Annotated in this window: 17 protein-coding genes; 9 read left to right on the top strand and 8 right to left on the bottom strand. The window is 52.5% G+C overall.

The features are described from left to right. Nucleotides 1-39 precede the first annotated feature (39 nt). Both VMT71_07560 and VMT71_07555 read right to left on the bottom strand, forming a co-directional pair. Nucleotides 40-657, bottom strand: coding sequence for an HAD family phosphatase (locus VMT71_07560; protein ID HVN23812.1), 618 nt, complete (start codon nucleotides 655-657; stop codon nucleotides 40-42). Further along, nucleotides 635-1,378, bottom strand: a complete 744-nt coding sequence (locus VMT71_07555) for a hypothetical protein (GenBank protein HVN23811.1) — start codon at nucleotides 1,376-1,378, stop codon at nucleotides 635-637. The genes VMT71_07560 and VMT71_07555 overlap by 23 nt, the downstream gene beginning before the upstream one ends. 253 nt (nucleotides 1,379-1,631) lie before the next feature. Between VMT71_07555 and VMT71_07550 the strand changes: the two genes are divergently transcribed. The 7 genes from VMT71_07550 (at nucleotide 1,632) to VMT71_07520 (ending at nucleotide 11,321) form a co-directional block, all read left to right on the top strand. Then, nucleotides 1,632-2,270 (top strand): LysE family transporter, encoded by a 639-nt coding sequence (locus VMT71_07550; GenBank protein ID HVN23810.1) that lies wholly within the window; start codon nucleotides 1,632-1,634, stop codon nucleotides 2,268-2,270. Between the two features lie 90 nt (nucleotides 2,271-2,360). Then, nucleotides 2,361-2,966 carry a lytic transglycosylase domain-containing protein gene (locus VMT71_07545; protein HVN23809.1) on the top strand — a complete coding sequence of 202 codons (606 nt, stop codon included), beginning with the start codon at nucleotides 2,361-2,363 and terminating at the stop codon, nucleotides 2,964-2,966. Between the two features lie 266 nt (nucleotides 2,967-3,232). Next, nucleotides 3,233-6,397 (top strand): transcription-repair coupling factor, encoded by a 3,165-nt coding sequence (gene mfd / locus VMT71_07540; protein ID HVN23808.1) that lies wholly within the window; start codon nucleotides 3,233-3,235, stop codon nucleotides 6,395-6,397. A gap of 53 nt (nucleotides 6,398-6,450) precedes the next feature. Continuing rightward, entirely contained in the window at nucleotides 6,451-7,443 is a 993-nt protein-coding gene (locus tag VMT71_07535; protein ID HVN23807.1) for a peptidyl-prolyl cis-trans isomerase, read from the top strand. After that, a complete protein-coding gene (locus VMT71_07530; protein ID HVN23806.1) occupies nucleotides 7,440-8,378 on the top strand; it encodes a peptidyl-prolyl cis-trans isomerase in 939 nt (312 codons plus the stop codon). The genes VMT71_07535 and VMT71_07530 overlap by 4 nt, the downstream gene beginning before the upstream one ends. Continuing rightward, the gene (gene pdxA / locus VMT71_07525) at nucleotides 8,375-9,337 is read left to right on the top strand and encodes a 4-hydroxythreonine-4-phosphate dehydrogenase PdxA (GenBank protein ID HVN23805.1); all 963 of its coding nucleotides are present in this window, start codon (nucleotides 8,375-8,377) and stop codon (nucleotides 9,335-9,337) included. Before VMT71_07530 ends, pdxA begins: the two co-directional genes overlap by 4 nt. Before the next feature lie 7 nt (nucleotides 9,338-9,344). Then, the gene (locus VMT71_07520) at nucleotides 9,345-11,321 is read left to right on the top strand and encodes an APC family permease (protein ID HVN23804.1); all 1,977 of its coding nucleotides are present in this window, start codon (nucleotides 9,345-9,347) and stop codon (nucleotides 11,319-11,321) included. A gap of 573 nt (nucleotides 11,322-11,894) precedes the next feature. Here VMT71_07520 and VMT71_07515 read toward each other — a convergent pair. From VMT71_07515 to VMT71_07500, 4 genes are read right to left on the bottom strand one after another with little or no spacing between them, the layout of a single operon-like run. Then, a complete protein-coding gene (locus tag VMT71_07515) occupies nucleotides 11,895-12,785 on the bottom strand; it encodes a phosphoribosylaminoimidazolesuccinocarboxamide synthase (protein ID HVN23803.1) in 891 nt (296 codons plus the stop codon). Nucleotides 12,786-12,807: 22 nt separating this feature from the next. Then, nucleotides 12,808-13,515, bottom strand: coding sequence for a flavin reductase (locus VMT71_07510; protein ID HVN23802.1), 708 nt, complete (start codon nucleotides 13,513-13,515; stop codon nucleotides 12,808-12,810). A gap of 23 nt (nucleotides 13,516-13,538) precedes the next feature. After that, nucleotides 13,539-14,390 (bottom strand): 2-oxoacid:ferredoxin oxidoreductase subunit beta, encoded by an 852-nt coding sequence (locus VMT71_07505; GenBank protein ID HVN23801.1) that lies wholly within the window; start codon nucleotides 14,388-14,390, stop codon nucleotides 13,539-13,541. Then, nucleotides 14,368-16,089 carry a 2-oxoacid:acceptor oxidoreductase subunit alpha gene (locus VMT71_07500; protein ID HVN23800.1) on the bottom strand — a complete coding sequence of 574 codons (1,722 nt, stop codon included), beginning with the start codon at nucleotides 16,087-16,089 and terminating at the stop codon, nucleotides 14,368-14,370. Before VMT71_07500 ends, VMT71_07505 begins: the two co-directional genes overlap by 23 nt. 272 nt (nucleotides 16,090-16,361) lie before the next feature. On the opposite strand from VMT71_07500, the gene VMT71_07495 reads away from it, so the two are divergent. After that, nucleotides 16,362-19,355 (top strand): ChaN family lipoprotein, encoded by a 2,994-nt coding sequence (locus tag VMT71_07495; protein ID HVN23799.1) that lies wholly within the window; start codon nucleotides 16,362-16,364, stop codon nucleotides 19,353-19,355. 12 nt (nucleotides 19,356-19,367) lie between these two features. On the opposite strand, the gene VMT71_07490 is transcribed toward VMT71_07495, so the two are convergent. Beyond that, nucleotides 19,368-20,426 carry a radical SAM protein gene (locus VMT71_07490; GenBank protein HVN23798.1) on the bottom strand — a complete coding sequence of 353 codons (1,059 nt, stop codon included), beginning with the start codon at nucleotides 20,424-20,426 and terminating at the stop codon, nucleotides 19,368-19,370. A gap of 471 nt (nucleotides 20,427-20,897) precedes the next feature. Between VMT71_07490 and VMT71_07485 the strand changes: the two genes are divergently transcribed. Continuing rightward, nucleotides 20,898-21,731 carry an aldo/keto reductase gene (locus tag VMT71_07485; protein HVN23797.1) on the top strand — a complete coding sequence of 278 codons (834 nt, stop codon included), beginning with the start codon at nucleotides 20,898-20,900 and terminating at the stop codon, nucleotides 21,729-21,731. Between the two features lie 25 nt (nucleotides 21,732-21,756). On the opposite strand, the gene VMT71_07480 is transcribed toward VMT71_07485, so the two are convergent. Beyond that, on the bottom strand, nucleotides 21,757-22,791 hold a 1,035-nt coding region (locus VMT71_07480), incomplete at its 5' end, for an alpha/beta fold hydrolase (GenBank protein ID HVN23796.1).

Below are 22,791 nucleotides of genomic sequence, written 5' to 3'. Positions count from 1 at the left end.
TGAGCCGTGAGCCGTGAGCCGTGAGCCGTCAAAATACCCTTAAATGCCATACTGCCTCAGAACGTGCCACAGATCTTCGGGGCTTGTGTAGACGAGCCCCGGAATCCCGTAAGAACGGGCTGCCTGAACATACGCATCGATGTCATCGATATACAGGACGTGAGCCCTGTCCACGTCTGTTTTTTCAAAGATTGCATCGTACATGCGCTTGGCGGGTTTTTTCGCGCCCACCTCAAATGAGAGTATCCATTCATCAAAAAGGTGAACAATCGGGAACCGCTCGATCACGTATGAGAAATGGAGTTCATTTGTATTGCTGAGCAGGAACAAGGGATAGCCCTTGCTTTTCAGGTACACAAGTACTTTATCTACTTCTGGATTGTCCCAGAAAATATTGTTCCATATCTCACTGAATTCCTCAAACTCCACTGCGAGGTCATAGCGCTTGCGAATGTCCAGGAAGAACTCCTCGGACGAAGAGAGTCCTTCCTCGTAGCGGTTTATTGCGCCGTTTTCCATGTCAAAAAGGTCATCGAAAATGGCGCTCTCTGGCAGACGTCCCTTGTTCCTGCACCTTTGCCACAGCTTTGACGCGATCTGCCGGTGTTCGAAGGGAAGAATTACTTTTCCCAAGTCAAACACGAAGAGTTCTATCATGAAGAAAAACCTTTACCGGATTGAGTGTATGATACAGGTTGCCCTGGTCGACGAGGTGTTGCCATCCGCATACGTGGAGAATGCGCTTACCATTGTAGCGGTGCGCCAAGGAAGCCAGTTTCTCTACTATATGCCTGTCGCGCGTGAGCATTTCGTCAGTATAAGCAAAAGCCCGCACACCCTTGTCGAAAAAAAGACGGGCGAGTGCTCTCTCTTTTGTGATCTCGTTTTCACGCGATGTTTGATCGCCCAACCACGTCCGCAGATTTCGCTCATCAATCAACTCCTGTACGTGCCAGAGATTGATCATAGAGAAGCGATCTACATCCAGCAGGTGGAGCGGCACTCCGGCACCGTCAGCGTAGCGTGAGGTTTCGGCATATTCGTAGGGAAGGTCAATGTAGTCAGAGAGTGCCTGAACTACTGCACGCGACTGCTCCACAGGGACTGCCATTTCTCTGATGAGTGCACCTACCCGTTTGCGGAGTTCGGGCCCGTGGACTTTTCTGAACAGCATGCCGTAGAGGGAGAACTCCAGGGTAATCACTTCGGGCTTGACGCGGTCGAGCCATCCCGAAAGGAGCAGACCGCCATCCTTATCCCGGTGGATGGTGCCGAGCATTACCAGCCTCGCCTGTACCAGTGTGTCTTCAATCAGATGGCTTCGTTGTCTGCGCCCTGTTTCACGCTGACGACCTTTGAGTACGCCTCTGTTCGCCACGGCTTGAGCGCCTCGTTCTATTATCGAATCCAAACCGGTACAAGGCACCTTGGCTGAGATCGGAGGGTGAAAATCGCTGCTTTGTTGTCGTTCCATATATGAGGCCCGTGCGGTCGACATTATACCACAAAAGCCTGAACCATCTTCGCAATCCGCCGCGGAGAAACAACGCGTCAGCAACGCACTTGATGTCCTGCTTTCATGCCTCTTGACGCTACCATTTTCCTCACGAACTGTGGTTTACTTAAACCCTATGACCTTGTGGAGCCTCTTCGCTGTGGGATTTATTCTGGGCCTGACAGGGGCAATGGCACCCGGCCCTCTCCTGACCGTCACCATAACTGAATCAGCGAAACGGGGCGGGCACGTGGGCCCGCTAGTGGTGCTGGGACACGGCGTGCTTGAGGTTATCTTACTGATTCTGATTGTGTTCGGTCTCGGCGGCCTGCTCGCTAATCCAACGTTGTACATGTCCTTCTCATTCTGCGGCGGCGTGGTCATGATATCCATGGGCATCGCTATCATGAAAAGCTTGCGCGGATATAGCCTCAATGCCGGCGACAATGGTTCTGTCAAAGGCCTACACCCTGTTTTCGCCGGCATCATCATAAGCCTCTCCAATCCATATTGGTTTATCTGGTGGCTCACCATCGGTCTCGGCTACGTCATGTTCGCAAGAGGCCTTGGCATAGCTGGCGTGGTTGCCTTTTTTGCAGGGCATATCAGTTCAGATCTGGCATGGTACAGCTTTGTCTCCTATAGCATTCACATGGGGAGGAGATACGTCAGCACTCCCATCATAAAAGGCGTACTTTTCGTATGCAGCCTCTTTCTTATCTTCTTGGGCTTCTTCTTCATCAACAAGGGATATCATTTTTTGACTCAGGGTTGAGACAACCTCTGCGGACAGAAACCCTTCCTTTCAACTCGCCGTCTTTCCCATGGTTGACATTAAGACCCAGGTGTCTTATAGTAACACGCTGTGAAACCATCAAGGAAAGTATTACTCGTTCTGACTTCGGCTGCGATGATACCCGCGCTTATCGTTACGGCAACGCATACGGTGAAGCACGTGCAAGCCCCTGACTCTCACGATGACAACACCATAGAGAACATTGTGGGCTACCTGCAAGAGCGCATGCCGGATGTGTCTGAAGAAAGGCTGCGGGAAATAGCAACTCACGTGTATGCTGAGTCGAAGAAGCACGGTCTCGATTACCGGCTCGTATTGGCCGTCATGAAAGTGGAGAGCAACTTCAAAGAGAATGCTGTATCTTCGAAAGGAGCCAGGGGATTGCTGCAGATCAAACCGTCTCTGGGTCGGGACATCGCGGAAACGCTTGGTGTCAACTGGAGCAGTGACCGCATTCTCCATGAACCGGAAAAGAACATCAAGTTTGGGGTTTACCAGCTCTCGCAGCTTATTGAGAATTTTGAGACCCTCTCCTGGGCGCTTTACGCATACAATAGCGGTCAGACGAAGGCGAGGGAACTTGCAACCAAACGTCAGAAGCCCAGCCTGCGCTTCGCAAAGGCGGTTCTGAGCGAGTACGAAAAAACCGTGAGCGTCCTCCCCGAAGCACAATAGACTTAAAGTGAGCGGTAAGCGGTGAGCAGTAGCGGTGAGCATCAATATACTGTTCATCGGAATAACCACAGACTCTGGCTGAACCTCCGAAAAACTGATATAATAAAGAGACTAACCAGTGAGCTGTGCGCAGTATGGAAGAGAACCCTCGCCATATACGAACTAGCTTCTGCAGATAAGCTTTCAAAAAATCTGGTAGACTAAGGGCTGTAGGTCGTGGTTTGACCGCTTACTGCGCACAGTTAACTGCTTACCCAAGGTCATGTATGTACCACGTTCCAGATAAAGGCACAATTTACATAACCGGAAGAATAGGTTCCTTTCTCTCCTTTTTTCTATCAACAATAGTAGACCGTAAGATCATCGTACTTTACGATGCCGACGATGAAGCCCTCCTTTTGAAGGAGGAGTTGGAGTTTTTTACCGGACGTGATGTACATTACTTCCCAACATACACTCAGCGTATTTTCGAAAAGGAAGACGATTCAAAACGCATAGCTTTCCTCCATCACCTGCTTACCGACAATTCCTTCATTGGTCTTTTTCCGTCAGAAGCCCTCTTTCATAGGCTCTTTCAGGCTGAATACCTCACACGGGGTAGTCGCGAAGTGGTCTTCGGCGACACGATCCTGCAGGAAGAGTTGATAACATTCCTTGAGTCTGCAGGATACGAGCCTGCATCGCTGGTCCGTGAACAGGGCGATTTTGCAAAACGGGGAGCAATAGTCGACATTTTTTCACCCTCTTCCGACAAACCCCTGAGGATAGAGTTTCTGGGCGATCAGGTCTACTCTATCAGGCACTTTGATCCTGCAAGCCAGAGGTCGCTCAAAGAGATCGAGCGATGCCTGCTTATACCCACCCGCTCATCAGAAGGAGATGCGACACTCCTCGATTACCTCCAGGAAGGAAGCGTCGTCGCACACAGGGAATTAGCCTCGCTGCTGAACAGCAACGCCGATACATCGCCTATCACCTCTCTTGAGGATCTGGAAACAAGATTTTCATTCTTTCTCAATATTGATACCTCAGGCATCAGAGGGAATGAAGATGGCCCCGTACTGGAGGCCGTCTCGAACGACGATCTAAGAATTGCATTTGAAGCAAGAAAGACGGAGATATTCAAGACCCTGGCTGAGAAGCTGAGGAGCGATTGGGCAGGCTTCTCCCACCTCTACATATTCGCAGTGCACAACCACCAAGCGGAACGATTGCAGGAGATTTTCAAAAACTACGATATAGCGCTGCCGGTACTCTCCTCCATGAGCCCGGCCACGAAAGAGAAAGAGTGGGGCATCGTTATCGGCCCGCTGAGACGTGGATTCCGGACAAATAGCATCATCCTGCTGACGGAAGAAGAGATCGTCGGACCAAAGAAAAGAGTTATAAAGAAAAAATGGGAAGGGGTCGACGAGTTCCTCAATTCATTTAAGGACCTGGCTGTAGGGGAGTATGTAGTCCACATCGAACATGGCATCGGCGTATACAGGGGCATTCGAAAACTTAAGGTCGGCGACTACGAGAAAGATTTCCTTCTCATCGAGTATCAGGATGACGACCGGCTCTACGTGCCGATCGATTCACTTGAGCTTGTACAGAAATACATCGGGGGTGAGAAAGCTCAGCCCAAGATCGACAAGCTGGGCTCAATGCGGTGGAAGTCCGCGAAGAGCAAGGTCAGGACGTACGTTGAAGACATAGCAAAGGAACTCATCCAGTTCTACGCAGAAAGGGAATTGGCGAAGGGACATGCGTATCCGCCGGAGGATGAAGTCTTCCGGGAGATGGAGGAACGATTCGAGTTCGAAGAAACGGAAGGGCAGCTGCGAGCCATTGAGGAAGTGCAGCGGGACCTCCAGCGGGAAAGGCCGATGGATCGCGTCGTCTGCGGTGATGTCGGCTTCGGCAAGACTGAAGTGGCGCTCAGGGCGGCTTTCAAGGTCGTGATGGACGGAAACCAGGCCGCGGTGCTTGTACCCACAACTGTCCTGGCACAGCAGCATTACAGCACGTTTGTGGAGCGGTTCAAAGATTACCCGATGATGATAGAAATGCTGAGCAGGTTCAGGTCAAAGGAGGAACAGGCACGCATCGTCGAGAGACTCAACAAAGGAGCCGTAGACGTAATTGTGGGCACCCACAGGCTGCTGCAGAAAGATATAACTTTCAAAGACCTCGGGCTCCTGATCATCGACGAGGAGCACCGCTTCGGCGTGAAGGCAAAGGAGAAGCTGAAATTCATCAAAAAGGATGTGGACGTACTCACGTTAAGCGCCACGCCCATCCCGAGGACGCTCCATATGGCCATTACCGGCATTAAAGACCTCAGCATCATAGATACGCCTCCTCTTGACCGACTGGCAGTCAAGACGTCGGTCGTGAAGTTTAATGACGAGCTGATTAAAAAGGCTGTCACAAACGAGCTGGCACGCGGTGGGCAGGTATTTTTCGTCCACAACGTCGTGCACAATATCGGCGTTGTCTGCGGGCACCTTGAGAAACTTCTTCCCGATGCAAAGATAGCAGTTGCGCACGGGCAGATGCGGGGAAGCGAGCTCGAAAGAATCATGCTGGGTTTCATAAACCGAAAGTACGATATCCTTCTCTCCACAAACATTATCGAATCAGGCCTCGACATCACCAACGTGAATACAATATTCATAAACAATGCCCACCGATTCGGGTTAGCCGACCTCTACCAGCTACGCGGCCGGGTCGGCCGGGGCAAACGACAAGCCTATGCGTATCTGCTCGTCCCCAAAGAAGAGGTACTAACGCGCGATTCCCTGCTTCGACTCAAGATCATCGAAGAGATGACCGAACTTGGGTCCGGGCTTAAGGTTGCCAACTACGATCTGGAGATACGGGGAACAGGGAATCTTCTCGGAAGAGAGCAATCGGGACATATCAATCTCATCGGCTTCGAGCTTTATGTGAAGATGATCGAAGACGCCGTAAAGGAGCTGAAAGAGGACGTGCACGAGGTAGAGGAATTCACGCCGGAGATCAATATTCCCATCAACGCATTCATTCCGGAAGAGTATATACCCGATGAGACCGGCAAGCTCCTTACCTATAAGAGGCTTTCGCGGATCAAGGATGAGATTGAGCTCGCTGAAATGGAGGAGGAGCTGAAAGACCGCTACGGTATCATTCCCGAACCTCTCGAGAATCTCCTGGAGATCATACAGTTGCGTATTTTTCTTGCGCGGATTCGTGTGAAAAGACTCGATTACTCTGGCAAAAGGATGGCCGTGCAGGTAACCGAATCTACACCGCTGCGCATGGAAAAACTGCTTAAGCTGGTCAAAGAAGACAAAGGCATGGTAAAGATCCTTCCGGACGGGAAAATAGTATTTCAAGCGGATGGCGGCCCGAGGGCCGTCATGGCCTCAGCCAGAAATATATTGATGAATATCACCACCTTATGATATAAAACTGGGACTCCACAGGTATATGGCATTTAATCAAATGAGGTGATTCCATGCGAAAATTCGTGCTTTTTTTCTGTTTTGCGCTGTTGCTGCTCGGGTGCTCAAAAAAGGAGGACGGCAAAGTCCTTGCCACGATTGATGGCGAAAAGATAACACTCGAGGAGTTCAATAAAGAGCTCGACAGAATTCCCGCGAACATGAAGATGCTCGTGCTAACGCAGAGCGGCAAGCAGAGCTTTCTGGACCGGTATATCGTAAAAAGACTCCTGATGGAAGAGGCAAAAAAAGAAAGTATCGAGAAGGATAAAGACTTTCAGGACAGGCTCTCCGACATAAAGGAACAGCTGCTCATCGAGTCTTTGCTCAAGAAAAAAATAGCCACCAACATCAATCCCTCGGAACAGGAACTGAAGGACTACTACGAAAAAAACAAAGATAAATTTAAGACGGGCCAGGAGGTCGATACGCGGCAGATTCTGGTTAAAACAGAAAAAGAGGCCAAAGAGATCCAGGCCAAACTGCAGAAGGGAGAGGACTTTGCGAATCTCGCCAAGACATACTCCATAGATCCGTCCGCCAAGGCCACCGGCGGGGCAATTGGTTTCCACGCTAAAGGCACATTGCTGCCCGAGTATGAGGCGGCAGCCGCAAAACTCACGAAGGTAGGCCAGATCAGCTCCCCTGTCAAGACCCAGCTTGGCTACCACATCATCCAACTGCAGGGAATAAAGCCGGCCGCATATACGCCATTCGATGAGGTGAAAGATTTTATCAAACAGAGGATCGTTCAGGAAAAACAGAATGATGTGCTCGAAAAATACGTATCCGACCTCAAATCAAAAGCAAAAATAACGATCAATGCGGACCTTCTCAAGAGTGATGCAGACAAGGCTGCCCCGGCCGGCAAGGTAGGAGAGGCCCCAGGCGCTGCTCCGGCTGCAAAACCTGAGGACGCTGCTTCCAAGAGCGAGCCTGCGCCCAAGCCAGAAGTTCCATCAAAGCCCGAACCGCCCGCAAAGGAAGAGCCGGGAACAAAGAAATGATACGAACAAGAAACATTCTTTCACTCATCCTCAGCGCGTTTACGCTTCTCTGCGCCTTTACTGTGCGCGGCGAGGTCATCGACAAGATTGTTGCCATTGTCAACGATGACATCGTCACCATGGGCGAGGTCCAGAAGTTTGTCCAGGTCGAAAAGCAAGGTGTATTCACCTCCGCCGACGAGTATTTCAGGGACATGGACATGAAAGACAAACTGGACGGTTTCATCGAGAATAAGCTTGTGCAGCAGCAGGCAAAGAAGATGAAACTGGATGTATCCGACAAAGAGGTGGAGTCGGTCGTTGACAGCATAAGAAAGCAAAACCTTATCACGGAAAAAGAGTTCAGGGAGCGCCTGGAAAAAGAGAACATCGATTACAAGAGTTTCGTGGAGGGAATCCGCAATAATCTTCTGAGGAGTCGCGTCCTGGGAAGGGCAGTAGGCACAACCGTGGTGGTGAGCGATGCAAGCGTGAAAGAGTATTATGACAAGAACCCGGATCAGTTCAGGTCAGAGGAGTTCCATCTGCAGCAGATATTCATCTCTTCACGAAGAGAGGACGCATCCACGAGAGCTCAGGCAGCATTCAATGAGCTGCAGCAAGAACAACCATTTGAAGCTGTCGCCAGGAAATATTCGGACGACCCGTCAGGTGTACGCGGCGGAGACATCGGGTTCGTTAAAAAAGAGGAACTGATACCACAGCTACTCCAGGCTATTACGCTCCTCATGCCGGGAACATCTTCTCACCCCATTGTGACGCCTTACGGCTATCACATCATAAAGCTGTTGGAGGTAAGGCAGGGTGAGGCTGTCCCGTTTGACGTCGTTAAAGATGCCATCAAGGCAAGAATCATAGCGCAGGAGACCCAGAAACGATACAGGGAGTATATCGGAAAGATCAGAGCCTCCTCTTACATTGAGGTCAAGATCTGAAAAGAGTAGCTGTCACGTTCGGTGACCCTGCGGGCATCGGCCCGGAAGTGATTCTGAAAGCCCTGCCTGACGTGTGCCGAAAAAGTATACCGGTTATCGTCGGCGACGTTCGGGTCATCCAACAACTCAAATCCGCATTTTTCAACGATCGCCATCTTCATTTCAAGCGTCTGGGTGAGGCTCGGGTAGGCGAGGCCGAATTAGTCGATGTAGGAGTGATAGCGGAAGACGTGCGGTTTGGCTCTGTTTCACCTTTGTACGGACACGCGGCTTACCGTTACATCACAGAGGCTCTGAAGCTTCTTTTTCTTAACGAGGTCTCCGCAGTAGTTACCTGTCCCATCAGCAAGGCAGCCATCAGCCTTGCCGGAATACCCTTTGTAGGTCACACGGAACTCCTCGCCCATTACGGCGGTGTGACGGATTATGTTATGATGATGGCCGCCGGGACCTTTCGCGTTTCGCTTGTGACGATACACGTCCCTCTGCGATCCGTGCCTGCGGCAATGACGGCAGAAAGGGTATTCAGGTGCATAGCTCTCACTGCGTGGTCGCTCAGAGACTATTTCCGGATCGAACTTCCCCGGATAAAAGTGTGCGGCCTGAATCCACATGCGGGCGAGCAGGGGGTTATAGGCAACGAGGAGGAGATGATTGCGGAGGCCGTGGCGCGAGCAAGGTCGTTCTCAATGAACGTTGAAGGACCCCTGCCTGCCGACACTCTCTTTCACAAGGTCGACTGCGATGCCTACATTGCCATGTATCACGACCAGGGGCTTATCCCCGTAAAGACGATGAATTTCGAGAGGACAGTCAATATCACTCTCGGCCTGCCCTTCATAAGAACATCGGTCGGACACGGAACAGGCTTTGACATAGCAGGAACCGGCAGGGCCGACCCCACCAGTTTCGTCGAAGCGTACAGAACCGCTGAGTCCATGCTGACCGCGAGAAAATGAGGACCTGATGGCACCAGATGATCAGCAACTGAGCCCTCTTCACCGATTCGTGCACAAGATAATCGGGGCGCCTAAGGACGTTGAAGACAGACACATCTGGCATAAAATATCCCTGATCCCGATTCTCGCGTGGATAGGCCTCGGCGCAGACGGCCTGTCCTCGTCCTCTTACGGTCCCGAAGAGGCTTTCAGGGCTCTCGGGCAGCACGCCTATCTTGCGATCATTTTGGCTTTGGCCACTGCGTTCACGGTATTCATCATATCGTACGCCTATGCGAGGATCATCGAACACTTCCCGCACGGAGGCGGCGGGTACATCGTCGCAACACACACCATCAGCGAAAGGGCGGGCGTCATCTCCGGTTGCGCACTGCTCGTAGACTATATGTTGACAATCACTGTTTCGCTGGCTTCATGCGGTGACGCATTATTCAGCTTCCTCCCCATCCATTATTACCACCTGAAAGTGCCGTTCGTAATCTTCCTCATAGCCCTGCTGGTCATGATAAATCTGAGAGGAGTAAAGGAATCCGTTACCTTTCTCGCTCCTATTTTTATAACCTTTATAGTGACTCACGCCATTCTAATCTTCTACGGCGTGTTCAGCCACACCGGGCAGATAGGCGCTGTAAGCCGGGAGTTTCACAACGACATTTCAAAGGATCTGGGCATAATCGGCGTAATGGGCGTTCTCGCAATTTTCCTTCGCGCGTTTTCGCTGGGTGGCGGTACCTACACCGGTATCGAGGCAGTATCTAACGGCATGCAGATCATGCGCGAGCCCAGGGTCCACACAGGCAAGAAAACGATGGTTTACATGGCGACTTCGCTCGCCTGCACTGCAGGCGGACTCCTGTTCTGCTATCTTTTGTGGAACGTTAAGCCTGCCGAAGGACGGACCATGAACGCCATACTCGCTGACACCATGTTTGGAGCCTGGCCGGGTGGCTACTTCCTTGCGCTTATCACCATCCTGTCTGAGGGCGCTCTCCTCGTCGTGGGTGCTCAAGCCGGGTTCATCGACGGGCCAAGAGTTATGGCCAATATGGCGGTCGACTCATGGTTTCCCCGACGCTTTGCAGCCCTGTCTGAACGACTCACCATGCAGAACGGCGTACTCCTCATGGGCATAGCGGCCCTTGTTCTGCTCATCTACACGCACGGTTCTGTATCGTCGCTTGTGGTCATGTACTCTATCAATGTCTTTCTCACGTTCTCGCTTTCGCAATTCGGTATGGTACGTTTCTACATTACAAACAGAAGCAGGGAGTCGAAATGGAAACAGCACATCATCGTTCACCTCATCGGATTGTTTCTGTGCCTCACTATCCTCATTGTCACCACGTACGAAAAATTTGAGGAGGGAGGTTGGCTCACCCTTCTCATCACTTCTGTCTTTATAACCCTCTGTTACCTTATTCGTAGCCATTACGTGAAAGTCAGAAACAGCGTAAAGAGGCTTGAGGAGATAGTTGAAGACATACCTACCACTGAGGTATATAACGACCAACCGCTTGATCCTAAGCAGATGACGGCGGTGCTCCTGGTAAGCGGCTTCAACGGCTTCGGCATTCACACGCTTCTCTCAATTGTGAGAAGCTTTCCCAACTTCTACAGGAACTACATCTTTGTTCAAGTCGCGGAGATTGACTCAGGATCATTCAAGGGTGTGCAGGAAGTTGAGGCGCTTAAGGAATCTGTGAAACGAGGACTCGAGAAATACGTTAAGATCACCCGCAAACACGGATTCCCGGCCGACTACCGGATGGACGTCGCGACTGACGTCGTGGAAGCCGCCACGCAGCTCTGTGAGTCCATTGTACGGGAATTTCCAAAGTCGACCGCATTTACAGGCAAACTGGTCTTTCGCCATGAGCGGTTACTCAGCAGGCTGCTGCACAACCAAACCGCGTTTGCTATCCAACGCCGCCTTCAGTGGGACGGGATTACGGCCGTGATTCTCCCGATCCGCGTAGATATGTAAGAACGGCTTTGCCTTCAAGCGCCTACCTTCGTTGCCCTTCAGTCTGTTCTTACTCCCACGTACCGTCAGGTACGCCTCCGTAGCCCAGACCTCGGAGCGCTTCGGTATCCATCTTGAATCCAAAGCCGTTCTACCGATCCATCGTCGGCATTATCGCTCTCTATCCTATTCACAACTGACGCTGGAACTGAATAGGTCACCGCTCACTACTGCTGACTGCTCACTGCTGACTGCTTACTGTCCTTAAGGAACAGCCTGAAACCCTTGCCTTGAGCATCTTCCACATAGTCGATAGAGACAACCGACGCGTTTTTTTGCACTGAGACTGCAGCTGGCTTCGACATCAGGAACTTTATTCCCTCGACTTCATAACTTTCATCGTTTTCTCTTGATTCATCCAGAATCAAGCCAAGCTTAGGGCCGCATCAGCCTCCTGTGTCAAACGTGACTCTCACCTTCTTGGTCCCTGCATCCGGTCCTGTAACCACCTCTTTGAACGCATCCGCTGCTCTCTTGGTTACCTCAATCATACCGCCCTCCTCTTACCACTTCGCCTCAAGTGTGCTACTGGTATCATTCAAGACCTTTTCCGGTCAGTATCTTCAATATTTCAATATAACGCGCCCTCGCTTTCTCGACAATCTCCGGCGGTAGCTCCGGTCCCGGAGACGTCTTATTCCAGTCCAGGGTGTTCAGGTAATCACGCACGATCTGCTTATCGTAACTTTCCTGGGGTTTCCCAGGCCTGTACTCTTTGGCCGACCAGAAGCGCGACGAATCCGGGGTAAGCATTTCGTCGATCACTTTGAGCTTTCCGTCAATAATGCCGAATTCAAACTTCGTGTCTGCTATCAGGATGCCTCTTTTCTCTGCTATCTCACTCGCTCTCTTGAAGATCCTGACACTCACGTCCCGCAGCTGTTCAGCAAGTGGCTGTCCTGCAAAGCGCACCAGATCGTCGAAGGACATGTTGGTGTCGTGACCCACTTCAGCCTTTGTACTCGGTGTAAAGATGGGCTCGGGGAGTTTCGCGGATTCCACGAGGTTTGGCGTAAGCGTTATCCCGCAGACACTACCTGACTCCTTGTAATCCTTCCAGCCTGAGCCGGTAAGGTACCCTCTCACCACGCACTCTGCGGGCACGGTCTTTGCTTTCTTCACCACCATGCTCCTGCCCTGCAGCTGATCACGATACTTCCGCAAAGCCTCAGGGTATTTATCCACGTCTGTTTCCACCAGGTGGTTTTCGATCACATCCCGCATCTCGTGAAACCAGAAGAGTGAGAGCTGAGTCAAGACCCTTCCTTTGTCCGGAATTGCCGTTGGCAGCACAACGTCAAAGGCTGAGATCCTGTCCGTGGCCACAATCAGCAGCTGCTCTCCGAGGTCATACACATCACGGACCTTTCCTCTACGGGGGGGAGAAAGAGAAGGGAACTGGGTCTGCGTTATAACCTTTTCCATGGCTGATCCTTTCAGCGATGTTTCAATTCGACTTCTCGAAGGCGCTCTTGGGAGCCCCGCACACGGGACAAACCCACGAGTCCGGCAGGCTTTCAAATGATGTACCGGGCTTCACTCCTGATGCAGGGTCACCCTCTGCAGGATCATACACATAACCGCAGATAGTGCACACATACTTGTCCATAGTCCCCCCTTTTTCTTCCGCCGGCTTTGCGGCTGTGATTTCCTCTTTCACATATGTAGGTGCGGTTTTAGGCGCTTTTCCACCCTTCATCCTATGGTAGTATTCATAGGTCATTGGCGAGCCCTGCTGCAGCACAGCGGCGTCCACAATCTTGCCGATAAAAATAGTATGCGTTCCAACATCCATACTACCGACGAGCTCGCATTCCAGATAGCTTATCGCATTCTCCAATACGACGGGCGCCTTGGTGACACCGAGCTTGTAATTCAGGCCCGCCAGCTTGTCGAGGTCACGACCCGACTTGAAACCAAATCGGCCGATGAACGACATCGGTGTCTCCTCCGGCAGAATCGACACTGAAAAGGCCTTTCCTGCCAGTATGTACTCGTGGGTTAGATTCTGTTTGTTGATACTCACCGAGACCGTGGGCGGTTCCGAGGTGATCTGAAACACGGTATTCACGATCTGCCCGTTAAGCTTTCCATCCTTTGCCGCACAAACCACATACATACCATAGCTGCACTTCTGTAGCGCCACTCTATCCATGAAGTCTGCTCCTCTCGTATCGACTAATAGAATTCCTCGAGCATTCCCTCCCCGCGGGGGAATAGAGATTTCTGTTTTACCAGCGGGGCCTCCCTTAGCACCGGCACCTTCTCCTCAAACAGCGGCCGCTGATGTTTGTAGAGCACGCCCAGGGGGATGCGTTCACCGAACTCCAGAGCTCTTTTGAAAGCCTCCAGGCGGTCATAAGGATCGTGCGACGCTTCAATAGGGTAACACCTCTTCCTGTACCAGTCGTACGTATTAATCTTGTTGAAGGTCACACATGGCTGCAAGATATCAACAATGGAGAAACCCTGATGATTGATCGATTCTTTCATCAGTTCCTTCAAATGATTGAGATCGCCTGCAAAACCTCGGGCCGCAAAGCTGCTGTCCATCGCAACTGCCAGCACCATAGGGTTGAACGGCTGCGACAGGGCGCCGAAGGGCTGTGTGCCTGAGGTTGTTCCTTCACTGCTCGTGGGTGACGCTTGCCCCTTGGTAAGGCCGTAAATCTGGTTGTCGTGGACAAAAAGTTTGACGTTGATGTTTCGTCTCATTGCATTCAGGAGATGATTTCCCCCTTCCCCATAGCAGTCGCCGTCACCGCAAAAGACAAAAACCGGCAAGGAATGATTCGCCAGCCTCACACCCGTAGCAACGGGCAGGCTTCTCCCATGAAGACCATTAAAGGTATTGCATCTGATGTAGTGGGGGAACTTCCCTGACTGGCCTATCCCGGAGACCACCATAAACTGGTGAGGTTCAAGGCCAAGCTCAAGTAGTGCCTCCTGGAAGGCTCTCCTGATAGAGAAATTACCGCAGCCCGGGCACCACGCGGGTGTCCGGCCCTCATAGTCCTGCAAGGTGGCCATCAATCTCTCCTGCCAGACTTTCAACGGTGAAGGGACGTCCATCATACTTCCGAACATGAGCATCAAACGCGTATCCTGTTTCTGATCGCATCAGGGCAGCAAATTTCCCCATAGCATTATGCTCAACGCAAATTGTCTTCTTCGCTCTTCTGAGGAGCGTCACGAAGTCGAACTTCTCCGTGCCCGGAAAAGGACAGAGCTCGCTGAAATGGAGCATGCCTACTTTGCGGCCCGCAAAACGTTCCGCAACCTCCCTCAACACTCCATACGTAGAACCCCAGCCGACCAGTACAACTTCCGGCGCATCGTGCCCATGAAACGACGGAGGCGCAATCTCGGCTCTCATAGCCGGCAATTTCTTGAGCACCCGCTTATTCACCATCTCGCGCCTCGTCTTCGCATCTTCTATAATGTGCCCCTCCTCGTCATGCTCATCGCTGTCGGTCACGACGAGATACGGCCCATCCCCTGGGATTGCAAAGGGCGATACCCCGCTATCGGTGAGCGCATGCCTTTTGTAGGATAGGGGATCCTGAAGCGCCTCGCCGCGCAGCCTGTAATCCACTTTCCGCAGCGTGTCAAGGTTGAGGGCTTCATACGACCAGGCGGAATCCGCAAGGTATTGGTCTGTCAGGATGAAAGCAGGAACCTGGTATTTCTCGGCGAGGTCGAAGGCTTTATTTGTCAGGCGGAGAGCCTCGTCGGCAGTACCCGGGGCGAAAATCAAGCGGGGAAATTCTCCGTGACCGGCGTAGAGCGCAAAAAGCAACTCTCCTTGTTCGGTGCGAGTAGGAAGTCCCGTTGCAGGTCCCGGTCTTTGGCCAAGCCCTATGACCACGGGCGTCTCGGTCATGCCTGCAAGCGAGAGCCCTTCTACCATCAACGAAAAACCTCCCCCTGAACTGGAGGTCATGCTCCTCACGCCTCCAAAGGAGGCGCCGAGCGCCATGTTGATGGCCGCTATCTCGTCCTCTGCCTGCTCAACAACTATACCGCACGCGAGTGCTTTACTGGCTATGAAATTGAAGATACCTGTCGATGGGGTCATGGGATATGCAGAGTAAAATTTACAGCCGGAGAGCACTGCGCCCAGGCCCACGGCTTCATTTCCGGTCATGAGCAATTTCTTTTGGCCCCGAGGAGGAAGTGTAAATGAGCAGCGGACACATTCCCGAAGGGCGAATTCGTGGCCGGCCCCAACAGAAGCGAGGTTTGCCTTGATGACCTCTGCATCTTTCTTCTTCAACTCGTCTTTAATCACATCCCGGGCGGTTCCGAGGTCCATGCCCAGCATGCCCAGCACTGCCCCCGTGGCGACCGTGTTCGCCATGATTTTGCTTCCACCCTGGCTCGTGGCCAGTTCCACAAACGGCACATCGAAAAATGAAGGCCTGTCAAATTTCTCCTTCAAAGCAGCTGCATCGTACACAACAATCCCGTCAGCAGAAATCTCCTTTTCATGGGCAAGGATACTCTGACGATCAAGCGCAACGAGGATGTCCACGACGTCCCGCGACGCGGCTATTTCTCGATCCGAAAGACGTATCTGGATAAAATTGTGCCCGCCACGAATGCGCGACTCGTAATCCTGGTGGCTGAAGACGAAGTATCCCGCCCTTATGAATATCTTTGACAGGATGGCGCCGATCGTGTCGACACCTTGCCCTGCTTCGCCGCCTATTTTTAACGTGTAATCCAAATATCCTCCGGAGATGTAACAGAGCTAGGTGCATGGACTTTGTCCGTGCACGCTAGAGTTTAAGCCTCCGACCGCGATCTTGTCAAGGCGGACTGCGCCAAAAGCTGGCTCGACCCCGCCCGGGGGATCTATCTTGCGAGCACGGCGACCGGGTACCCGCTTGCGGGTGATGGCTTTGCCGCCGGGTACCCACGACGTGGGTGGAGGCGACACGAGCCCCAGAAATGGACAAATACCGAGCCACAGTTTAGATTATTGCGGGATTTGACTCTATGCCTGAGCTGCGGGTTCATACATTTATCTTTCTTATCTCTCTCGTTCTCGGCGCAAGCGGAGTGCTCAAGGCGGCGAATCAAGAGTCGGTAGATTATTTCCTGAAGGTTTCTATTGATGTTCATTCGTCGACAATTAAAGGCGTCGCATCAATCAGGCTAAAGCAGGGAGATACTCTCCTCGTGGAGACCGGATCACTTCGGGTTCGCGATCTGCGTCTGGGAGGAAAACAGCTTAACCTGCCTGGGCATAAAGAAAGACTCTCCGTCGCTGCTTCGCGTCCCGGCCTTCTCCGTATAGAGTACGAAGCAGTTTTCAAACCCCGTATCCCGTCTACGCCCACACGAGACCTGGAATATACAAGCGTCATCGGCGAACAAGGGGTGTCCCTGACGGGGACATGGTATCCGCGCATAGACCGTTTGTGCCGCTATCACCTGAGCGCAAGGCTCCCGCAGGGTTTTGAGGCAGTTTCGGAAGCAGATGTCATCCGCAAGAGCCGGGAAGCAGGCAAAACAGTCTTCACCTTTCAATTTCCCTACCCCTTGGACCAGATCACCCTTGTGGGATCAGACCGCTACAAAGTGACAAAAGAGCGGCATGGACGCATTGATGTTTTTGCCTATTTCTTTGCTGCGGAATCGGACCTGGTACCTACCTACATGGAACAGACGCGCCGTTACCTTCAGCTGTATGAGGGGATGCTCGGCCCCTATCCCTACAAGAGATTTTCCGTTGTCGAGAATATACTTCCCACAGGTTTCTCCATGCCCACCTTTACCCTCCTCGGCCAGGATGTGGTGAGGCTGCCCTTTATCCCTGCAACGTCCCTCGGGCACGAGGTACTGCATCAATGGTTCGGAAATCTTGTCTACGTCGATTATGCCAAGGGGAACTGGGCGGAAGGATTGACTACATACCTGGCTGACCATCTTTTTGAAGAACAGAAAAACGCTGGTGCCTCTTACCGGAAAGACCTTCTCATTGACTATCAGAGTTACGTGAACAAAGGGAATGAATTTCCCCTTGCCGAGTTCAGGGGAAGAACCGATTACGCGTCAAAGGCCATCGGTTACGGCAAGGCCGCCATGCTGTTTCACATGCTGAAGAGAAGACTCGGGAACAACGTCTTCCTCAGCTCCTTGAGATACTTCGTCGCTACTCATTGCCATCGTCAAGCTTCGTGGGATGATCTGAGAAACTCGTTTGAAAAAGAGTCGGGGAAGGACCTGAGGGAGTATTTTGAGGAGTGGGTGCATGAAAAAGGTCTGCCGGACCTTACGCCGGAGGATACAGAGGCGGGCGGCAGAGAAGGCGGCTGGGAAACACGTGGCACGCTTGTTCAGTGGGAAAGGCCGTACAGTATCGATGTGCCGGTCACGTTGATCTCCAGCGAGGGAAGCAGTGCGAAAACGCTTTCTGTGGAAAAGAGGAGAACCGGCTTTGTCATGAGTTCTGCGACATTCCCCGATAGTTTATCCATGGACCCGGAGTATGACCTTGCACGAAAACTGGGCCGGCGTGAATTCCCACCAGTCATAGCGCGCCTGCTGGGCAGCGACAAGACCATAATCGTGCCTTCTCCGACAGGAAGTGCCATCTACGCCGACGTCGTTGACGCGTTTCTGCAGAGGGGCGCCCTGCTGGCAGGTAGCAGCTCTCTGACGGACGCAGCAATGACAGATGCAACCCTCCTTCTTCTTGGTGCCGACAATCCCGTTGCCCTGGGTCTCTTCGGCCCGATCAAACAAGAAGGTGGATTCAGCATCAGCGTGAAGGAAAATCCACTCAACCCTGCACGCGTCATAGCAGTGCTTTGTGCGGATTCGAAGGAGGAGGTGACGCTGGCCTTCAACAGGATTTTCCATTACGGCAGGTATAGTCGGCTGGCATTTCAGCAGGGGAGAAATATTGCACGAAGTGTTGAAGCAACCGAAAGCGGCATCAGGCGAGACGTTGTGGTGATTCCGCAACTGGATCATGCGACCCGTGAGGCACTGGAGCAGGTCATCAGGCACGCAGCCCAAAAAAAGATCGTCTACGTAGGCGAAGCGCACGATCATTTCGCCGATCATCTCGTCGAGCTTGAAATCATCAAAGGCATGCATCGATCGGGCCCCCCTGTTGCGATCGGCATGGAGATGTTTCCGAAATCGGCGCAGCCCGCGCTGGACGACTACGTCGCGGGCAGGATCGATGAACGGCAGTTTCTCAAGCAGAGCCGATATTTCACGGGGTGGGGGTTCGATTACAAACTCTACAGACCGATTCTCAACTACGCCCGCGCTCAAGGTATTCCTGTCGTGGCCCTCAATGCGGAGAAGGAACTGGTACGCAAGATTTACCGAGCGGGCCTGAACAGCCTCTCCCCGGAGGAAAAGAGTAAACTCCCCGCGAGTCTCGATTTTTCAGACAGGTCTTATGAAGAGAAACTAAAAAGCGTTTTCAAGGAGCACGAGGGCTGGGAAAAAGAGCGCTTTGAATTTTTTTATCAGGCACAGGTCCTCTGGGACGAGACTATGGCTGAGTCAATCGTGGCGTTCCTGGAAGCACACCCGGCTTATAAGATGGTGGTGCTTGCGGGGAGCGGGCATGTTGCCAATGGATCAGGGATACCACGCAGAGTCGCGCGCAGGTTGGCGTCCCCGTCAGCCATAGTGTTGATTGCATCCGACGTGGAAAAAGGGGCTGCGGATTATGTGGTGTCGCCAAAGGCAGTGGCCTTTGAGCCGGCGCCAAAGCTCATGGTCTTCTTGAAAGAAGAGAGCGGGAAAGTAATCATTCAGAGCTTTCCTGCAGATAGTATCTCTGAGAAAGCCGGAATGAAGCCGGGGGATGTGATCCTCGCCATCGACCGCGTGCCTGTGCGCTCAACAGATGATGCAAAGATAGAACTCCTTTCCCACAAGAAAGGGGATAAGGTAATCATTTCCGTGTTGCGCCATGAACCCTCAGGCGAGGAGAGGGAGATCCCTCTCGATCTCATCCTCTGACGAGCTTCTCGTTCAGGACAGGACTGCCACGTGTCTTGCAAAACACTGAGGATCGTCCGCAAGTATGTCCTCGCGTCCTTGTGATCGGGCATAGGCGTAGGCTATCGCCCTGCATCCCCTGCAATTAGCCCACCTGGGGCAGATGCCGCATGTTCCCTTGTACGCTTTTCTGTCACGGAGAAGATTGAGAACACTTGACCCTGCCCAGACTTCCCGCAATGAATCGGTTTGTATATTCCCGATGGCCACCGGCATCCGTCTGCACGGGGTGATCGTGCCGTCGGGCAGAAAAGTGAGTCCCGAGATACCTGCTGCGCAGCCACCTGTCGGCGTTGATCCGAGATCCTCTCCGTTACCGTCGTGCACTTGCGACGCAACAGGATCCCCTGTGATAACCTCAAGCCCGGGACGGCTTGTCGACAGTGCTCTTTCATACAGTCTCTTGACTTCATCCGCACCAAGCATTTCACTGGCAAGAGCCGTTCCCCGCCCCGAGGGCACCAGACGGGAGAAACCAAGCCTTTGCACGCCCGCGTGCGATGCCAGGTCTATGAGATCCATGAGGTAGATGGCATTTATCCTCGAAAGAGTGGCATTCAGAGTAACTGTCAGGCCGGCCTCGAGCAGATGACCCACACCGCGCATTGCCTTGCCGAAGCTCCCCTGACCTCTCACCTGATCGTGAATCTTCTCGGGCCCCTCGATACTGACCTGAACACCTCGGACCCTGAGCGCGGCAAGCTCAGAGGCGTTCGACGACGTGATCAAGGTTCCGTTTGTGAGTAAATAGATCTCACCGCGGCTCTTCCCTATCTCACTCAGTACATCATAAAGATCCGGGCGGAGAAAAGGTTCACCGCCGGTAATGTTGTAGCTCAGGGAAAACGAGAGATCGTACGCATCCTCCCATGCGTCAACCATTTCCTTCACGCCGGCTACGACGGGCTTTATTCCAGAAAAAGTCATCTCCTTTCCACAATTTCCAGATTGGTAACAGTGCGCGCATTTCAGATTACACCGTTCCGTCAGGTGCCACTGGACGAAGAAATCAAATGGTTGGCGTGTGGTCATCAGTTACCCTTGTCGCGCTTTCAGCGTCCCAGTTCCGGGGCGCATTACGGGATCGAAAAAAAAGGCAGATACGAAAAATAAACGGTCTTGGCGCCTACCCCTTCCGTACCTGCCTCGCTCGTTCGTTGCTGAACCAGCAACGTCTAACTCTTTCAGCTCTTTCACTTGTGGCATAGCGTTACAGGACGGTCTTTAGCGGCTTTCTTCATGGCGCCCCAGAACGCAGCCTCCTTCAACAATGTCTCCTTTTTCATCCCTCTTCACCTCCTTTCCGACGTAGGATATGGGCAACCCCACTTCAATGATAAGCAGCGATTCTATGGAAGTCAATCTCTATATTTCCGCACTGTCATTTTTCGGATATGGCGCATGTACACGCGCTCCGTCGTGAGGCGTTCTCTAGTACATTCCACCAACGCACGTTCAATCTGAACTGCTTCAAAAAAGCAGAAATCGTAGTATAATGCACCTATGGCGCTCCCAAAGAGAGAACTCGGTCACACCGGGGTCCAGGTGAGCATACTGGGTCTCGGCGGAGAAGGTATCCTTCGCACCTTCGGACGGGAGAAAGAGGCGCACCAGATGATCAACGCTGCCATTGATCTCGGCATCACCTACTTTGAGTCCGCCCGCGCGTACTCCGGAAGCGAGAGCTACTACGGCGGTGCGCTGCAAGACAGGAGAGAGGAGATCTTTCTCGCAAGCAAGTCTCACGCGCGAGACAAAGAAGGTGCTTTTGCCCATCTGAGGCAAACGCTCAACGCGATGAAGACAGACTACCTGGACCTGTGGCAGATTCACGATGTGAGAACAGAAGAGGAGATGGAGGAGATTTTCGGGCCGGATGGCGCGCTACAGGCTTTTGTCGAGGCCAAGAGAAATGGAGACGTGCGTTTCATAGGGATTACCGGACATTATGACCCGTCTGTTCTGAGACGCTGTCTTCAGAAGTTTCATTTTGATACGGTACTCATGCCGGTCAATGCGGCTGAGCCTCACGATCAGAGTTTCCTGACAGAGGTTATTCCCGTGGCAGTCGCCAAACATATGGGGATTATCGGTATGAAAGCCTATTTCCGGGGCCTTGCTCAGCGTATCCCCTGGTACTCGGGAATGGAACGCTTCTTTCGTTTCGCGCTGACTCAGCCTGTTACCTCTGTAGTTATCGGATGCGACAACCTCATGCAGCTATCAGACAATGCGGAAATGGCGAGAAAGTTTCTGCCTATGTCTGACAAGGAAATGACTGAACTGATAGATGCGCTTGCGCCGTTCGCGCGACAGCTCATGTACTACAAACCTTGAAGTTCTCTTGGTCCCGTAATCTCCTTCAGGGCAGCGTCTTCAAAAAGTCAGCCACATAAGGCCCCCATACGGCGCCCTGTGACTGGTTCTGGTGGCCTAAACTTTTTTCTTTAGGCGCAATCAGCACTGACGTGCCCTTCTTAACTTCTTTCATAGCGCGTTCCATTACGTTGAGTTCGGCGGGATTGAGCAAATCATCGCTGAAGTTGATGGCAAGCACTTTTGCTTTGATTTTGCCGAGATCAGGTTCAGGGTTATAATCGGCTGAGGCTTCCCAGCGATACAGAAAATCATTTGCGTCGAGGCGTTTTGCGCTCTGAACCATCTGATCATAATAAGCCAGGGCCTTCTCGCGAGTCGGCGCCAATTCCTGCAAGTGGGCTGCGCTGTCTATCATAATAGTGAAGACCGGGACCGCGAAGGCAAACCTGGTTGGAGGTTTCGTGTAATTCCCTTCTTGCCAGTCAGGGTCATTACGAATTGCTTCGATAATGACTCGCCTCCAGAGAAGGTTCCTCCCGGAGATTTCCACAGGCTGGCTCGTGAGGGCAACTACACCGTCCGTCATATCGGGATACCGCTCCGCCCAGAGCCAGGCGTGCATGCCGCCCATGGACGTGCCCAGCACGAGACGGAGATGTTTTATCCCGAGTCCTTCAGTCACAAGCCTGTATTGGGCATCTACCATGTCACGGTACCCGTAACTAGGGAACTTTGTTTTAAGCCCGTCACTCGGCTTGGCAGACCGGCCCAATCCTATGCCATCCACAAGGATGAGATAATATTTACCAGCATCCAACGACTGCCCTTCCCGGAAAAGAGTCTCGGTAAAGGAAGGCGCGAGCCAGTTTGCGCCCGTCCCTGTGGTGCCGTGCAACAGCAACACACCATTGGTTATAGCGCCCGACGAATCCCGTTTTGGAGTCCCTATGGTGGTATAGCCCAGTTTCAATTCCGGAAGCACGTCACCGCTTTGGAATTTGAAATCCCGCACAACGAACGCGCCTTCCTGCCGGTTCGGCAGTGCGCGCACTTCATCCGCCCCACCTGCAGACACAAC

The sequence above is a fragment of the Syntrophorhabdales bacterium genome, from assembly GCA_035541455.1.
Taxonomy (GTDB): domain Bacteria; phylum Desulfobacterota; class Syntrophorhabdia; order Syntrophorhabdales; family WCHB1-27; genus JADGQN01.
Note: the sequence above shows the minus strand (reverse complement) of the source record. Positions and strands in the feature narration are given on the sequence as shown.

Coding starts and splice junctions, on each gene's coding strand:
- VMT71_07510 (HVN23802.1), bottom strand. CDS start 13,515: ATGGATAGAGTGGCGCTACAGAAGTGCAGCTATGGTATGTATGTGGTT.
- VMT71_07485 (HVN23797.1), top strand. CDS start 20,898: ATGGCGCTCCCAAAGAGAGAACTCGGTCACACCGGGGTCCAGGTGAGC.
- VMT71_07490 (HVN23798.1), bottom strand. CDS start 20,426: ATGACCACACGCCAACCATTTGATTTCTTCGTCCAGTGGCACCTGACG.
- VMT71_07505 (HVN23801.1), bottom strand. CDS start 14,390: ATGGCCACCTTGCAGGACTATGAGGGCCGGACACCCGCGTGGTGCCCG.
- VMT71_07560 (HVN23812.1), bottom strand. CDS start 657: ATGATAGAACTCTTCGTGTTTGACTTGGGAAAAGTAATTCTTCCCTTC.
- VMT71_07515 (HVN23803.1), bottom strand. CDS start 12,785: ATGGAAAAGGTTATAACGCAGACCCAGTTCCCTTCTCTTTCTCCCCCC.
- VMT71_07495 (HVN23799.1), top strand. CDS start 16,362: ATGCCTGAGCTGCGGGTTCATACATTTATCTTTCTTATCTCTCTCGTT.
- VMT71_07535 (HVN23807.1), top strand. CDS start 6,451: ATGCGAAAATTCGTGCTTTTTTTCTGTTTTGCGCTGTTGCTGCTCGGG.
- VMT71_07520 (HVN23804.1), top strand. CDS start 9,345: ATGGCACCAGATGATCAGCAACTGAGCCCTCTTCACCGATTCGTGCAC.
- VMT71_07550 (HVN23810.1), top strand. CDS start 1,632: ATGACCTTGTGGAGCCTCTTCGCTGTGGGATTTATTCTGGGCCTGACA.
- VMT71_07530 (HVN23806.1), top strand. CDS start 7,440: ATGATACGAACAAGAAACATTCTTTCACTCATCCTCAGCGCGTTTACG.
- mfd (HVN23808.1), top strand. CDS start 3,233: ATGTACCACGTTCCAGATAAAGGCACAATTTACATAACCGGAAGAATA.